Genomic DNA, 13608 nt, shown 5'->3' on the forward strand with positions numbered 1-13608 from the left:
TTATTTTTAGTCCATGCGAGAGGGCTATTTTAAGCATATCGTTTTTGTTTTGGTCTCCATGCTTGTAGTATTCATTGGCCTAAAGACCTTAGGGCTTTACTTTGCATTTGCCATACCGCTGTTCATGCTCGTTTTTATTATCATCGTAAAAAATTCTAAGAAGTGAATTTGTCGTATTGGGAACATAAAAGTTGGTTTACCAACTTAGATTTTGTCATAGTAGGGAGTGGTATTGTCGGCCTTGCTGCAGCCCTTGAATTACGGCGTAAACATCCCATGGCCAAGATCGCAGTTTTGGAGCGAGGCATGTTGCCTTCTGGTGCTAGTACCAAGAATGCTGGCTTTGCTTGCTTCGGAAGCGTTTCCGAGCTCCTAGATGACCTTTCTGTTCATAGTGAAGAAGAAGTTGTCGCTTTGGTTAAAAAACGCGTATACGGCCTAGAAACACTAAAAAAACTGTTGGGGACAGATGCCATCGGTTATGATGCTTGTGGAGGATATGAATTATTCACCCTGCAAGACGAAGCCCTCTACACACAAAGCCTGGAAGCGATCGGGAGGTTAAACAAGCTTTTGGATCCCATATTTGATGCTCCGGTCTTTAGCAGGCTTGAGAATTCCTTCGGATTTGATAATATTCAGCCGCAACTGATCTTTAATGCATTTGAAGGAAAGATAGATACTGGCGCCATGATGCAGGCCTTTATAAAGAAAGTCTACAGCTCTGATATTCAGATCATAAACGGTGCTACGGTAACAGCCATGAGTGATTCTGCCGGCGGAGTTTCTCTTGAGATCAATGGAGAACTATCGATTCGCGCCAGTCGAGTTCTAGTAGCAACCAACGGATTGGCCGGTAGTCTGTTAAACGAAGATCTAAAACCAGCTAGAGCACAAGTCTTGATCACCGAACCCATACCCAACTTGTATTTTAACGGTACCTTTCATTTAGACAGAGGCTACTATTATTTTAGAAATATAGATGGTCGCATTCTATTTGGGGGTGGGCGTAATTTAGATGTGGATGGAGAAACCACTACGCTTATGGAAACAACAGAGCAGATCCAATCGGCATTGGATTTACTGTTGCGCCATACGATTTTACCCGGGAAAGACGTTAAAATTGAACAACGCTGGAGCGGTATTATGGGAGTCGGAAGCAAGAAGGCACCTATTGTAAAGCAAGTCTCAGAGCACGTTTATTGTGGCATTCGTCTGGGAGGTATGGGAGTTGCCATAGGAGCAGACACAGGTACTTCGCTCGCCAAGTTGATCGATTGATGCGCAAACTGATCCGTTTTCTAATTAAAACCGTTATTTGGTTCTTGGTCTTATCCAACCTTTGGGTATTGGCCTATAAATATTTGCCTGTTCCGGCTACGCCACTTATGGCTATTCGGTATTTTCAGACAGATGAGAAGGCGAGTATTCAACACCACTGGGTCGCTATAGAACAGATAGCTCCAAACCTACAAAAGGCAGTTATATGCGCAGAAGACCAACAGTTTCTTACGCATAATGGATTTGATGTGGCCGCTATAAAAAAGGCTCGAGAGCAAAACAAAGCAGGCAAGAAGTTGCGCGGGGCCAGCACCATAAGTCAACAAACGGCAAAGAACGTATTTCTTTGGCCACATAGGTCGTGGGTTCGAAAGGGTTTTGAGGCTTATTTTACTTTTCTGATCGAGATGTATTGGAGCAAAGAGCGCATTTTGGAAGTCTATTTGAACAGCATTGAATTTGGTCCAAGTATTTATGGAGCTCAAGCAGCTGCTGAGCATTGGTTCAATACAGATGCAGACAAATTAAACCGAGATCAAGCCCTGGGGTTAGCGGCTATCTTACCCAATCCATTAAAATATAGGCCAGTGGCTCCTACGGCCTACATCGCGAAAAGAAAGTCTTGGATCAGCCAGCAGATGTATAACTTTGGCCCTCTGGATCTACAATCGGAAAACGCAAAGAACCTTGGAACAAAATAAATCCGAATTAATAGCCCTCTGTCATGCTTGGTTGGACAAACGCTTAGATGGCCTTAAACAGGCGCAATCTGCGGTAGATGAATCCTTACAGGGCGCCGTAAAAAGCAGTGCTGGAGATAAGCACAATACAGAACGAGCGCATTTACAACTACAGGCCGAAAAGTTGGGCCAGCAATTCAAAGCGATAGATCAGCAACGTTTAGCGCTATCTAAGATCCAATCCGGCGTCGCTACAGGAAAAGTGCATTTGGGTAGCCTGGTTGAGACAGATCAGCAGCGCTATTTCATAGCCATTGCCGCTGGAGCTTTACAGTTTAAGGGTAATCAGATCTGGGCCATAGCCCCCCAAAGCCCTATTGGCCAATTACTGCTTGGAAAATCGGTTGGAGAAAGTATCGTTTGGGCCGGAAAAAGTCAGCAGATAACTAAGATTTACTAATCTTCTGTAGCGGCGTCGTAAACCTCGATTTCCAAGGCCTTTGCCAAACCATTTGCCTTATGCATAGCGTCTTCTTTGGTATCTGTTTCGTAAACGGTGATGTGCTTATTGGTCTGGTAAAAAAGGTTGATCCGGAACACGGTCTTGCCCATGTTGGCCTCCGCAGTGATCACGCGAGCCCTATAATTCTTTACCGTTTTAAAAACCGATACATATTCAATATCGGGCAACGGTTTCCAATTTCCAACCGTGACACCCCAAACCGAATACAGGTTCCGATATCGCTTTTCAAATACTTCAACTTCGGCTCCTTCTCGTAGTGCCAATCGGGCAGAAACCCCGAGGATGATAAGGCCAAACATGGTGCCTTGCGTGAGCAGATAAACTCCAAAGAGCGCAACCACAATAGAGAAAAATACCTTGATCGGAGAAATAGGATTTAAAAAACGCATTAGCGGACAATTTTTAAGTGGACTTCTGTTCCCGGTTCAATGCTCTCAGAAGTGTTGAAGAACAACTCCTGCTCGCCATCTTGGGCTTGAACAAGGTAATGACTTCCTTTGAAATAGCTCGCCTTTACCCTAGCACTAAAATCTGCTTGCTGCTTGGATAAACGCAGTTGATGTGGAAACAAGTACTGCCCATTGGGCAAGGCATTGATCTCTCCAAAGAACCCGGCCTGATATGCGCTTGAGATATTCTTATAAAGCTGCTCTGGCGGCCCAAAAAACGAGACTTTACCATTTTCTAATATCAACACCTGATCTGCAAAACTCAAGGCTTCATTTGCATCATGTGTAGCCGTGACACAAGTAATTCCTGCGGATTTTAAGTAGTTGTAGAGTTGTCTGCGGAGTCTGGAGCGTCTAAATTCGTCAATATGTGCAAAGGGTTCATCCAGCAGCAGTACCTCTGGCACTAAGGCTAAGGCCTTGGCTATAGCCACCCGTTGTTTTTGCCCACCGCTAAGCGATTTTACCTTCTGCTCAGCAAAAAGCTCTAAATCCAATAAGGTGAGCAGCTCTGATGTACGGGCAGCTTCTTGCTCCGGATTCAATCTGGAAAAATGCTCTTGAATGTTCTCACTTACTGTGGTGTAAGGCATAACATTGGCCTCTTGTGCCACCAATTTCATAAAAGGCGCTCCGGGAACCAGTTGTTTCTTGGGTCCGAGTACAGCTTTACCTTTCCACAGGATCTCGCCGCGGTCCAGGTCTATCAATCCGTAGATAAGATGCAGCAAAGTAGATTTACCACTACCGCTTTCTCCCAAGATCGCTAAATGGTCTCCGGTATTTAAAGAAAACGACAAGGGACCCAACAGTTCTTGTTGGTCCTGATAGCTGAATTTGTCAATGGTTACTGCTAGCATAGAAAAAAAGCCCTTGCTGCGGGCAAGGGCGATTTTTTATCCTTTTATCTTATTGCTGACGTCTTCTGGCAATACGCGATATCCCATATTGTAGAGCGTAAAGCCAAAGAGATCGGCATAGAGCTCAATGGTTTTTGTAACGGGTGTTCCAGCGCCGTGTCCTGCATCTTTTTCAATACGGATCAGGGTCGGATTTGCTCCACCATTCTTGGCCTGAAGTTCTGCAGCGAATTTAAAACTGTGCGCTGGCACAACACGATCGTCATGATCGGCAGTGGTTACCAAGGTAGCCGGATAATTCACTCCTTGCTCTACGTTATGTACCGGGCTGTAACCCAGCAGATATTCAAACATTTCTTTGCTGTCTTCTGCAGTTCCATAATCGTAAGCCCATCCCGCACCAGCGGTAAAGGTATGATAGCGAAGCATATCTAGCACACCTACGGCTGGAAGCGCCACCTTCATTAGCTCTGGACGCTGAGTCATAACAGCGCCGACAAGTAATCCTCCATTAGAGCCACCGCGAATAGCAAGGTAATCAGAGGAAGTGTAGTTGTTTTCGATAAGGTATTCTGCTGCGGCGATGAAATCGTCAAATACATTTTGTTTTTGCATTTGCGTTCCGGCATCGTGCCAAGCCTTACCGTATTCGCCGCCTCCGCGAAGGTTAGGCACGGCATAAACCCCACCTTGTTCCATCCAAACGGCATTGGCAATGCTGAATCCGGGGTTCAATGAGATATTGAATCCGCCGTAACCGTAAAGGATAGTTGGGTTTTTGCCATTAAGCTCTAAGCCCTTTTTATGCGTAATGATCATAGGCACTTTAGTGCCGTCTTTGGAGGTATAGAAAACTTGTTTACTCTCGTAATTGTCTGGGTTAAAATCGATGGCCGATTTGCGGTACAAGGCAACTTCTCCACTATCTACTTGATAGGTAAAAATACTACCCGGCGTGTAGTAGTTGGTAAAGTTGAAATAGATCTCTTTTTCTTCCTTTTTAGAATAGAAGCCACCGGCAGAACCTATACCTGGTAATGCCACTTCACGCACCAGGCTTCCGTCATAATTGTATTGCATCACCTTAGAGATCGCGTCTACCGAATATTCTGCAAAGATGTATCCTCCTCCTGTGGAAGGGCTGAGTACATGTTCGGTTTCAGGAATTACGTCTTCCCAATTCTCCGGACTCGGATTGCTGGCATTGGTCTTAACGATACGTTGGTTAGGCGCATTGAGGTTGGTCACCAAATACAAGGTATCTCCGTCATTGTCCAACATATAGGTATCGCTGTCCACATTGTCTATCACAGTGATCAGTGGTCTGTCTGGGTTTTCCAGATCTTTCAAGAACATCTTGTTTCCGGAGGTAGAAACCGAGGCAGAAATAGACAACCACTTGTTATCTTCAGAGACACCTCCGCCTACATAACGGTGCTTCTCTGCCGGCGTTGCACCAAAGACAACTGGGTCTGCATCTTGGTCTGTTCCAAGCTTGTGGTAGTACAATTTATGCTGATCGGTCTTGGCAGAAAGCTCACTGCCTTCTGGTTTGTCATAACTAGAGTAGTAGAATCCTTCGTTCTTGTACCAAGAGATACCAGAGAATTTCACATCGCGCAAGGTGTCTTCAATGATCTCCTTGGAGGCGACATCCATGATCAGGATCTTACGCCAATCGCTTCCACCCTCAGAAATACTGTAAGCCGCCAGAGACCCATCCTCAGAAAAACTCAAGCCTGAAAGAGAAATGGTTCCGTCTTCTTTAAAGGTGTTCGGATCTAAGAAAACTTCGGCGGTTTCTGGGTCGTCTCCGGTTTTATATCGGTAAACTACGTATTGATTTTGCAGCCCGTCGTTCTTTCTAAAGTAGGTGTATTCGCCTTCTTTAAATGGAGCTGTTACTTTTTCGTAATTCCAAATGGATTTTAAACGCGCCTTGAGCTCGTCTCTAAAAGGAATAGTATCGAGAAAACCATTGGTCACCGCATTTTGTGCGTCTACCCATGCTTCTGTTTCTTCGCTTCTGTCGTCTTCTAACCAGCGGTATGGATCTGGAACGTCAACTCCGAAATAGGTATCTACGGTGTCAACTTTTTTAGTTTCGTGATATTCCACAGTGGGTACAGGTTGAGAGGTGTTTTCTTGGCAGCTCATGGCCGCGAGAGCCAATACGGCTACTCCAATTAATCGCTTCATCGAAATTACAATTTAACCAGTGAAAAAAGGATCTTTTACTGCCTGTTTTAAGGCAGCTAAAGGTAAGAAAAACTGCACTTTGTTTTAAGATACAATTGGCAGTTTAACAGCAGCTTATGGCTCGACTTAAGTAAACAGTGGCGTGTAAGCCTTCCAATATTTATAAATCAGGACAACATTAAGTCCTGCAACAACCAAAGCAATACCTATATCCGGTAGATCTAAAAAGATGTGGAACAAGACAATGTTCAGCGATATTGGCGCCAAGAGGATCAGTGCAAAAGGCACCCACCGATTCAGCAAAAGCATAAGGCCAACCAGAATCTCCAAGGCCCCAACGATGTAAAGTACATAACCGGTGGCATCTAAGGAAGTCATAAATTCTGCGGCCCTAGGTGGAAAAGCAGGCGGGCTTAAAAACTCAAAGAATTTGTTTGCTCCAAAAACAAGCAAAGACAAGCCCAGGAGCCATTTCAGGATTTTAGAAAAGGTGGAATTCATACAAGGGGATGGTTAGTTAGTTGCACACAAGTATGAATTAAAGATACTAAAAATAAAAAACCCTGTGGTCTGAAGATCACAGGGTTAAGTGTCGTAATAAAATTAGTTCCTATTGCTTTAAGAACTGTTTGTTGATCACTGCGCCACCAGTTTCGATCTTTACCACATAAGCTCCACTAGCAAGTGCTGCCACATTGATCGATTTGTTGGCAACCACGCCAGACTGTACCAATGCACCGTTTAGGTTGTAAATGGTGTATTGTGCATCGTTAAGTGGAGTTCTGTAATCCAATTGCAGGATCTCTGTCGCCGGGTTAGGATAAACAGTAAGTGCAACTTCGTTGGTTTGCTCTTCTACACTTAGCGGCTGGCCTTCATAGATAGTCACTACTTGATCTACAGCTACATCTTCAAAGGTGTCAACGGTTCCAGATGGCCATTTAACTACTAAAGTGTTGATGTTGGTATCTGCACCTGTTCCGAAGTGCGTGTTCAAAGTACTTAAGAAACGGAATCCTTCTCCATTGCGCACATCGCGAATTTGAGTCCCTGAATCGGTAGTCAATTCAATACGAGCTCCAATTCCATTAATATTACTAGGGTCTCCAACAGTGTTTATAACCAACCAGTGGTTGTCGTTTCCTGAGTTGAAACGAATGAATCCTGAGTTGAAAGCATCGACAAAACCGTCGTTGTTCAAATCTCCAAAGGCGCCATTACTTCCGCTAATAGCACCAAAGTCTATAGTCGTAAAAGTAAGATCTCCGTTTCCGTAAAGAATGTTTCCGTTAGAGGCAATATCTAAGAAACCGTCGTTATTAAAGTCGTAGGTAGCGTTCTCAATTCCTGTAGCTGTAACCGAAAGCACCCCAGAGGCGGCAGTTACATCGGTAAAGGTGTAGCCCGCTCCAGGACCGTTATTTCGCATTAATTTATGTGCTCCGGAGCTCGCTCCTACAAACACGTCCATGTCGCCGTCGTTGTCAAAATCTCCCCAAGCAGAAGACCAAGTTTGCATAGGGTCTGCAAGACCAATGGCCGCTCCATTCTCAGTGAAAGTTCCGTCACCATTGTTCAGGTGCATTTGGTTGGTTCTACGAGCAACCTCTCCACCACACTTAGCGATGAACATATCCAGTAATCCGTCGTTGTTGTAGTCAATCCAAACCGATCCGTAGTTACCTCCAGAAGGATAATCTCCTAAACCACCTTGGTTAAAGGTCAATGCTCCAGTTCCGTCGTTAATGTAGTATACGTTTGGTGCAACATCGTGACAAACAAAGGCGTCCATGTCTCCATCGTTATTGATATCTACAAAATTGGAACGCTGAGAGAACACGAATTCTGGACCAGAAACTTCTACGAAACCACTTCCGGTTCCGTCAGAGCGCATAAAGGTCACTCCACTACCACCGCCGTAAAGCAAGTCAGTATAACCGTCCCGGTTGTAATCCGCAGCAGCTAATGACCAAGAAGGTGTATAGTTGGCCGAAGTCGTAGAAATATTGCGAGTTACAAAAGTTCCATCGGCTTGTTGCTCTAAGATATTCACGTTGGTAGAACTAATAGAAACTATGTCGTCTAGAAAGTCTCCATTCATATCTACAACAGCTCGGTTAGAGCCAGAAGTAGAAACAGAGGTAAATCCGAAACTCACCGGATCTACCGTGCCTGATTCTTGGGCAAAAACAGCTCCCACCGTAGTTAGGGCGAGGATGCTTAAAATAATTTTCTTCATCGTTTTTTAGTTAAGTGTTTCAATTTTTTAGTCGCAGGACTCAGTAAGTGAGTTGATCCAGGCTTCCACCATGGCAACAGCTTCTTCATCGCGTATAGTTCGGCCCAAAAGGGGCATGCGGTATTCTTCTGCCTCTGAGTTCACTCTAAAGAAGAGCACAGAAGTATCAATATCGCCAGGGACAACGATCTTCGTATTAGGCGGGATCGGAGTTTCCGGATCCACACAAACACCGAGGTTCACATTGTCCGCAGATTCGTTAAAGGCAAAGCGCACCGGACGATAATCACAATGACGGTCGTCTGAGTGGCAATGCGCACAATTTATATCTACATAAGATCGCATTCTGAGGCTAATGGGCTGCGAAGTGTCTCTCCAGTCAATTACGGTTTCGATCTCCGCAGGCAGACCTTCTGCCAAATAACCCATGGCGATAAGTTTGCGTAATTGATTCTCTACGCCATCTGCGTAAGGGTAATCGCTATTGATGTGTTGAGGTTTTAGGCCGATTGGGATCGGGTCTAATTGTGTTTTGTGGCAAGTAAAGCATTCTGCTTCGGATGGAATACGGTAGTTAATACTGCGTTCCACGCCGTCTTGTAGCCAGTTTACCTCTGTAAAATCGCCATCCAGATTCAAGGTGGCCTCTGTTTGTGCCTCATTCCAAATGTATTCGGCAAATTCCCAGCCTTCGGCTGTGCGATAGATCAAACGGGTCTCAATGATCCGAGTGTCGCCAGCAGGCAATACATTGTCGTAATAGAAGGTTTTGATAAGAATAGTACCGACAGGCATCTGCAGCAACTCATAAGATTCTGTGTACTGCGCTTGAACACCATCTGGCATCCAAATGAATCGCTTCTTTAAGGCATAATCGGTAAATAAGGTACTGATTGGCTTGTATGGTAATACACCATAGACCGGTTCTTGGTTGGCCATTGCACCTTCAAAAAAGTTGTAATCTGAAAGATTGTCGTAGGGGAATTGTTCCAGATTGAAATTTACAGGACTGACAGGTGTGACTGTGACATTAATGGTTGCTCCTGTGCAATTGTCCGTGCCGGTTTCGCACAGAGCGTATTGCAGAGTGATGGTTCCAAATATGCCACCGTCTGCGATATATTCTAAAAGATCATCGCTAGGGTCGTTGGGAGTGTTGTTGGGATCGATTACGTTGGCTGTGCCAGAAGAAACGCTTTGTACCAGCAATTGGCCTTGGGTAGGCACATTGACATCGTTGGCAAAAACATCAATGATCACGGTTGCGTTCTGAGCAACAAAGGCGACATCATCAATAGCTTCGTAGGCCAATGGTGAGTAGTCATTGTCGTCTGAATTACATCCTATCAGTACCCCTAGGGCAAGACAAGAGAGTCCAATCCTTTTAAAAAGGCTGATCATGGTTGGCACATTAGTGTAATATTTAAACAAGAACGGGACAAAAAACCCTACCACATAGGGTTTTAACAAAAATATTGCAAAAAAAACAACCATCCAAACAGATGGTTGTTAATCTTTAAATGGGGATAGACCAGAATGTTTATCGGAACATCGGTTTGTATGCGTCCCAGTTTTTGTACATCAGGTATCCGTTCAATAAGGCTACCAAGATAGCAGGCCCGATGTTTGGCAAATTCAAAAAGGCGTGGAACAATACTATGTTAATTGATATAGGCACCAACATTACTAAAGCTAATGGCACCCATTTTCTAATGACCAGGAGTAATCCAACGACCACTTCGGTAAGTCCTACAAGGCCCATCAAGTATCCTTTGCCCACATCTGTTGCGTCAGAATAACGCAGGGCAGTGAATAGATATTCGGCTTGAGGGTATCCACTAAAATCAAAGTCTTGCAAAAACCAGAAGAACTTGTTGAAACCGAAAAGCAACAACATAAGTCCTAGTCCGACGCGGATAATAAGATTTAAATATTTCATTTTAACTGTTTTGGGTTGATTATGAGGTCTTAGACGAAGCCTCCCCAAACAGCTTACAAAAGATTTTCCTTATCCAAGTGTTGCGCTATCTGAACTGCATTGGTTGCCGCCCCTTTTCTGAGGTTATCACTTACGATCCACAGATTCAAACTGTTGGCTTGACTCAGGTCTCGGCGAATACGTCCAACAAAAACATCGTCTTTGTGGTGGGCGTAAAGTGGCATAGGATACGTATTGGTATCTGGATTGTCTTGAAGCACAACACCTTGAGTGGCGGCCAGCATGCTGCGGACTTCGCTGAGCTCAAAATCGTTTTCAAATTCAATGTTCACAGATTCAGAGTGCCCTCCCTCTGTCGGTATACGCACAGCGGTAGCTGTTAGGGCAATACTTCTGTCGTTTAGGATCTTTTGTGTTTCGCGAACCAATTTGAATTCTTCTTTGGTATAGCCGTTAGACTCAAAAACGTCGCAATGTGGCAGGGCATTCTTATAAATAGGATAAGGATAAGCCATTTCTCCTTGTACTCCGTTCACCTCGTTGTTCATTTGGTTTACAGCCTTGCTACCTGTTCCGGAAACCGATTGATAGGTAGAGATCACCACACGCTTTATCTTGTACTTATCGTGCAATGGCTTAAGGACCATAACCAATTGAATGGTAGAACAATTTGGATTGGCAATGATCTTGTCAGCTTTGCTGAGGTTATATGCATTGATCTCAGGAACTACCAGGTTAATATCTTGTTCCATACGCCAAGCCGAAGAATTATCGACCACGGTACAACCGATCTCAGCAAATTTTGGCGCCCACATCTTAGAAGTATCACCTCCTGCAGAGAATAAGGCCAATTGAGGTTTCATGTCTAGCGCAGTTTCCATGCTTACCACCTTATACTGTTTCCCTTTGAATGCTACTGGGGTTCCAACCGAACGCGCTGAGGCAACCGGTATCAGTTCTTCAATTGGGAAATCGCGCTCTTCTAAAACGCGAAGCATGACTTGGCCTACCATTCCGGTAGCACCTACAACTGCTACTTTATACATGATTTAAATTTTAAAATGCAAAAGTAAAGCATGACACTTAAAGGAGGTCTAAAAAGAAACATAAAAAAACCGCCTTGGGGGAAGGCGGTTTCAGCTATCTAATCTTAAAAGAGATTACTTTTTAAGTAGGTCTCTGATCTCGGCAAGCAACTCTTCTTGAGTTGGTCCAGCCGGAGCCTCAGGAGCAGGCTCTTCTTTTTTCTTAGTCTTGTTGTAGGCCTTAACGATCATAAACAATACGAATCCTACAGTAATTAAGTTGATGATGGCATTCACCCACTTTCCATACATAATTGCATTTTCTGGAGAAGTAACGGAACCGTCAGCAGCAACAACTGCTTCGTCTAAAACGACTTTCATGTCTGCAAAGTCTAATCCGCCAGCGAAGTGCCCAACAATTGGCATCATGATGTCGCTAACAAATCCATTGACTACCAGACCTACAGCACCCGCAAGGATAACGGCTACTGCCAAATCAATGACGTTACCCGTCATGATAAAATCTCTAAATTCTTTTAACATGGAAATTGATGTATTAGTTAATTGTCTACAAATTACTAAAAACTAAGACGGAATGTGATTTGAGGGGCTGAAGTTTTTAACAGACTTATCGAAGAACGACGCGTTTTATTCGACCACCGACAGCGGTGAGCAATTCATAAGAGATGGTACCGGCCTTTTTTGCCAATTCTTCTGCAGATTGTTGCTCGCCAAATACCTCCACGGAGTCGCCTTCTTGGCAAGCAATACCAGTCACATCTACCATGATCATGTCCATACAGACATTACCGACAATTGGCGCGTGCTTTCCGTTTAAAATCACACTGCCCACACTTTTTCCTAAAGCACGGGGTAGACCATCGGCATGACCTACAGGCAAGGTTGCAATGGTCATAGCATCCTTAGCGACATGACCACGGTTGTATCCTACACTTTCACCTTGCTTTAATTGATGCAGTTGACTGATAACCGTCTTTAAACGCATGACCGGTTTGAGTTGTTTGTCTAGACTCGCCTCATTGGCATAACCGTAGAGGCCAATTCCAGTTCGGACAAGATCGTAATGAGCTTGCGGATAGTTGATGATACCAGAAGTGTTGGTTGCGTGCGCAAAGAATTTGTCATCGCCTTTTTGTCGCAACGCTGGGAGGATAGCATCGAATGCGCTAAGCTGTTTAAGGGTAAATTCTTTTTCTGCGGAGTCTTCACTAGCTGCTAAATGCGTAAAGGCCGATCGCAGACTCAGTGCATCTTCTTTTTGTATGGCCGTGGCAGCTAGAACAGTTTCAGCAGGGTCAAAGCCCAGCCTGTTCAAGCCTGTGTTTACTTTAAGGTGAACCGGATATGCAACTAGTTTTTGGGCTTGTGCAAATTGAGTGAAAAGGTTCAGAAGTCGCTCGGAATAAATACTTGGTTCCAAACATTTGCTAACCATTAGTTCGAAGTTGGCCGGCTGCGGATGCAAAACAAGAATAGGCAAAGTAACGCCTGCATCTCGTAAAAAGGCACCTTCGCTCACATAGGCTACGGCTAAATAGTCAACGCCCAATTCTTGGAGTTCCAAAGCAATAGTAGTTGCATCGCCCCCATATCCATTGGCTTTTACCACGGCCAGCATACGACAAGCCGGCGCCAATTTAGATCTTAAAAAACGATAGTTGTGTTGGAGTGCACCAAGGTCCAGTTCCAATACAGTTTCTGCAGCTAGACTCATGCTTTCTTTTGCTTCGGACTGATCTCTTCCGGATCCTTTACCTCCATTTTGGAGAGTTTCTCGCGGAGGTTCGCTTTGTAAAAAGCTGCGCGGCTTAAGGGCTCGTATTCGTCGGTTTCCCCGAGTAATACCAAATTATCATTGGCCGATTTTCTGTAAGAGTACTGCGCCAAATTTCCGGTGCGTGTGCAAACAGCGTGTACTTTGGTCACATATTCTGCCGTTGCCATAAGGGCAGGCATAGGGCCAAAAGGATTGCCCTTGTAATCCATATCCAAACCAGCCACAATAACGCGAATACCGCGGTTAGCCAGATCGTTACAGACCTTGACAATCTCGTCGTCAAAGAATTGTGCCTCATCGATACCGACCACATCGCAATTGTCTGCCAGAATAGGAATATTGGCCGCCGCTGGAACAGGAGTAGAACGGATCTCGTTGCTGTCGTGAGAAACTACCATCTCGTCATCGTAACGTCTGTCTACAGCTGGCTTGAAGATCTCTACGCGTTGTTTGGCGAATTGCGCGCGTTTTAATCTACGGATGAGTTCCTCTGTTTTACCAGAGAACATGGAGCCGCAGATGACTTCTATCCATCCGAACTGTTCTTGCTGATTTACGGTGTTTTCGAGAAACATTTTGTAATTTACTACACGAAAAATGACAAAAATCCGTTAG

15 protein-coding genes are annotated in these 13608 nt (G+C 44.6%); 4 read left to right on the plus strand and 11 right to left on the minus strand.

Annotation, left to right across the window (positions count from 1 at the left end; all coding sequences use genetic code 11):
• Window positions 1-13 precede the first annotated feature (13 nt).
• From BTO09_RS14475 to BTO09_RS05865, 4 genes are read left to right on the plus strand one after another with little or no spacing between them, the layout of a single operon-like run.
• Complete coding sequence (locus BTO09_RS14475) at window positions 14-166, plus strand: hypothetical protein (protein WP_157663435.1); 153 nt, start codon at window positions 14-16, stop codon at window positions 164-166.
• Window positions 163-1281, plus strand: a complete 1119-nt coding sequence (locus tag BTO09_RS05855) for an FAD-binding oxidoreductase (RefSeq protein WP_087523875.1) — start codon at window positions 163-165, stop codon at window positions 1279-1281. Before BTO09_RS14475 ends, BTO09_RS05855 begins: the two co-directional genes overlap by 4 nt.
• Window positions 1281-1982, plus strand: a complete 702-nt coding sequence (gene mtgA, locus BTO09_RS05860; protein WP_369826906.1) for a monofunctional biosynthetic peptidoglycan transglycosylase — start codon at window positions 1281-1283, stop codon at window positions 1980-1982. The genes BTO09_RS05855 and mtgA overlap by 1 nt, the downstream gene beginning before the upstream one ends.
• Window positions 1969-2421 (plus strand): GreA/GreB family elongation factor, encoded by a 453-nt coding sequence (locus BTO09_RS05865; protein WP_087523877.1) that lies wholly within the window; start codon window positions 1969-1971, stop codon window positions 2419-2421. Before mtgA ends, BTO09_RS05865 begins: the two co-directional genes overlap by 14 nt.
• Here BTO09_RS05865 and BTO09_RS05870 read toward each other — a convergent pair.
• The 11 genes from BTO09_RS05870 to BTO09_RS05920 form a co-directional block, all read right to left on the minus strand.
• Window positions 2418-2873, minus strand: a complete 456-nt coding sequence (locus BTO09_RS05870; protein ID WP_087523878.1) for a hypothetical protein — start codon at window positions 2871-2873, stop codon at window positions 2418-2420. The genes BTO09_RS05865 and BTO09_RS05870 overlap by 4 nt on opposite strands.
• A complete protein-coding gene (locus tag BTO09_RS05875) occupies window positions 2873-3793 on the minus strand; it encodes an ABC transporter ATP-binding protein (RefSeq protein ID WP_087523879.1) in 921 nt (306 codons plus the stop codon). Before BTO09_RS05875 ends, BTO09_RS05870 begins: the two co-directional genes overlap by 1 nt.
• Before the next feature lie 36 nt (window positions 3794-3829).
• Entirely contained in the window at window positions 3830-5992 is a 2163-nt protein-coding gene (locus BTO09_RS05880; protein ID WP_087523880.1) for a prolyl oligopeptidase family protein, read from the minus strand.
• A 126-nt stretch (window positions 5993-6118) separates the two neighbouring features.
• The gene (locus tag BTO09_RS05885) at window positions 6119-6493 is read right to left on the minus strand and encodes a DoxX family membrane protein (protein ID WP_087523881.1); all 375 of its coding nucleotides are present in this window, start codon (window positions 6491-6493) and stop codon (window positions 6119-6121) included.
• Window positions 6494-6602: 109 nt separating this feature from the next.
• The gene (locus BTO09_RS05890) at window positions 6603-8231 is read right to left on the minus strand and encodes an FG-GAP-like repeat-containing protein (protein ID WP_087523882.1); all 1629 of its coding nucleotides are present in this window, start codon (window positions 8229-8231) and stop codon (window positions 6603-6605) included.
• Window positions 8232-8258: 27 nt separating this feature from the next.
• Window positions 8259-9632 (minus strand): hypothetical protein, encoded by a 1374-nt coding sequence (locus BTO09_RS05895; protein WP_157663436.1) that lies wholly within the window; start codon window positions 9630-9632, stop codon window positions 8259-8261.
• Window positions 9633-9771: 139 nt separating this feature from the next.
• Window positions 9772-10170 (minus strand): DoxX family membrane protein, encoded by a 399-nt coding sequence (locus tag BTO09_RS05900; RefSeq protein ID WP_087523884.1) that lies wholly within the window; start codon window positions 10168-10170, stop codon window positions 9772-9774.
• A gap of 53 nt (window positions 10171-10223) precedes the next feature.
• The gene (locus BTO09_RS05905; protein WP_087523885.1) at window positions 10224-11216 is read right to left on the minus strand and encodes an aspartate-semialdehyde dehydrogenase; all 993 of its coding nucleotides are present in this window, start codon (window positions 11214-11216) and stop codon (window positions 10224-10226) included.
• Window positions 11217-11330: 114 nt separating this feature from the next.
• Window positions 11331-11738, minus strand: coding sequence for a large conductance mechanosensitive channel protein MscL (mscL, locus tag BTO09_RS05910; RefSeq protein WP_087523886.1), 408 nt, complete (start codon window positions 11736-11738; stop codon window positions 11331-11333).
• An 85-nt stretch (window positions 11739-11823) separates the two neighbouring features.
• Entirely contained in the window at window positions 11824-12930 is a 1107-nt protein-coding gene (gene alr / locus BTO09_RS05915) for an alanine racemase (RefSeq protein ID WP_087523887.1), read from the minus strand.
• A complete protein-coding gene (locus tag BTO09_RS05920; protein WP_087523888.1) occupies window positions 12927-13568 on the minus strand; it encodes a thymidine kinase in 642 nt (213 codons plus the stop codon). Before BTO09_RS05920 ends, alr begins: the two co-directional genes overlap by 4 nt.
• Window positions 13569-13608 lie beyond the last annotated feature (40 nt).

The sequence above is a fragment of the Gilvibacter sp. SZ-19 genome (genome assembly GCF_002163875.1).
In the GTDB taxonomy this organism is placed as follows: domain Bacteria; phylum Bacteroidota; class Bacteroidia; order Flavobacteriales; family Flavobacteriaceae; genus Gilvibacter.

Coding starts and splice junctions, on each gene's coding strand:
- mscL (WP_087523886.1), bottom strand. CDS start 11,738: ATGTTAAAAGAATTTAGAGATTTTATCATGACGGGTAACGTCATTGAT.
- alr (WP_087523887.1), bottom strand. CDS start 12,930: ATGAGTCTAGCTGCAGAAACTGTATTGGAACTGGACCTTGGTGCACTC.
- BTO09_RS05895 (WP_157663436.1), bottom strand. CDS start 9,632: ATGATCAGCCTTTTTAAAAGGATTGGACTCTCTTGTCTTGCCCTAGGG.
- BTO09_RS05870 (WP_087523878.1), bottom strand. CDS start 2,873: ATGCGTTTTTTAAATCCTATTTCTCCGATCAAGGTATTTTTCTCTATT.
- BTO09_RS14475 (WP_157663435.1), top strand. CDS start 14: ATGCGAGAGGGCTATTTTAAGCATATCGTTTTTGTTTTGGTCTCCATG.
- BTO09_RS05880 (WP_087523880.1), bottom strand. CDS start 5,992: ATGAAGCGATTAATTGGAGTAGCCGTATTGGCTCTCGCGGCCATGAGC.
- BTO09_RS05890 (WP_087523882.1), bottom strand. CDS start 8,231: ATGAAGAAAATTATTTTAAGCATCCTCGCCCTAACTACGGTGGGAGCT.
- BTO09_RS05875 (WP_087523879.1), bottom strand. CDS start 3,793: ATGCTAGCAGTAACCATTGACAAATTCAGCTATCAGGACCAACAAGAA.
- BTO09_RS05885 (WP_087523881.1), bottom strand. CDS start 6,493: ATGAATTCCACCTTTTCTAAAATCCTGAAATGGCTCCTGGGCTTGTCT.
- BTO09_RS05920 (WP_087523888.1), bottom strand. CDS start 13,568: ATGTTTCTCGAAAACACCGTAAATCAGCAAGAACAGTTCGGATGGATA.
- BTO09_RS05900 (WP_087523884.1), bottom strand. CDS start 10,170: ATGAAATATTTAAATCTTATTATCCGCGTCGGACTAGGACTTATGTTG.
- mtgA (WP_369826906.1), top strand. CDS start 1,281: ATGCGCAAACTGATCCGTTTTCTAATTAAAACCGTTATTTGGTTCTTG.
- BTO09_RS05905 (WP_087523885.1), bottom strand. CDS start 11,216: ATGTATAAAGTAGCAGTTGTAGGTGCTACCGGAATGGTAGGCCAAGTC.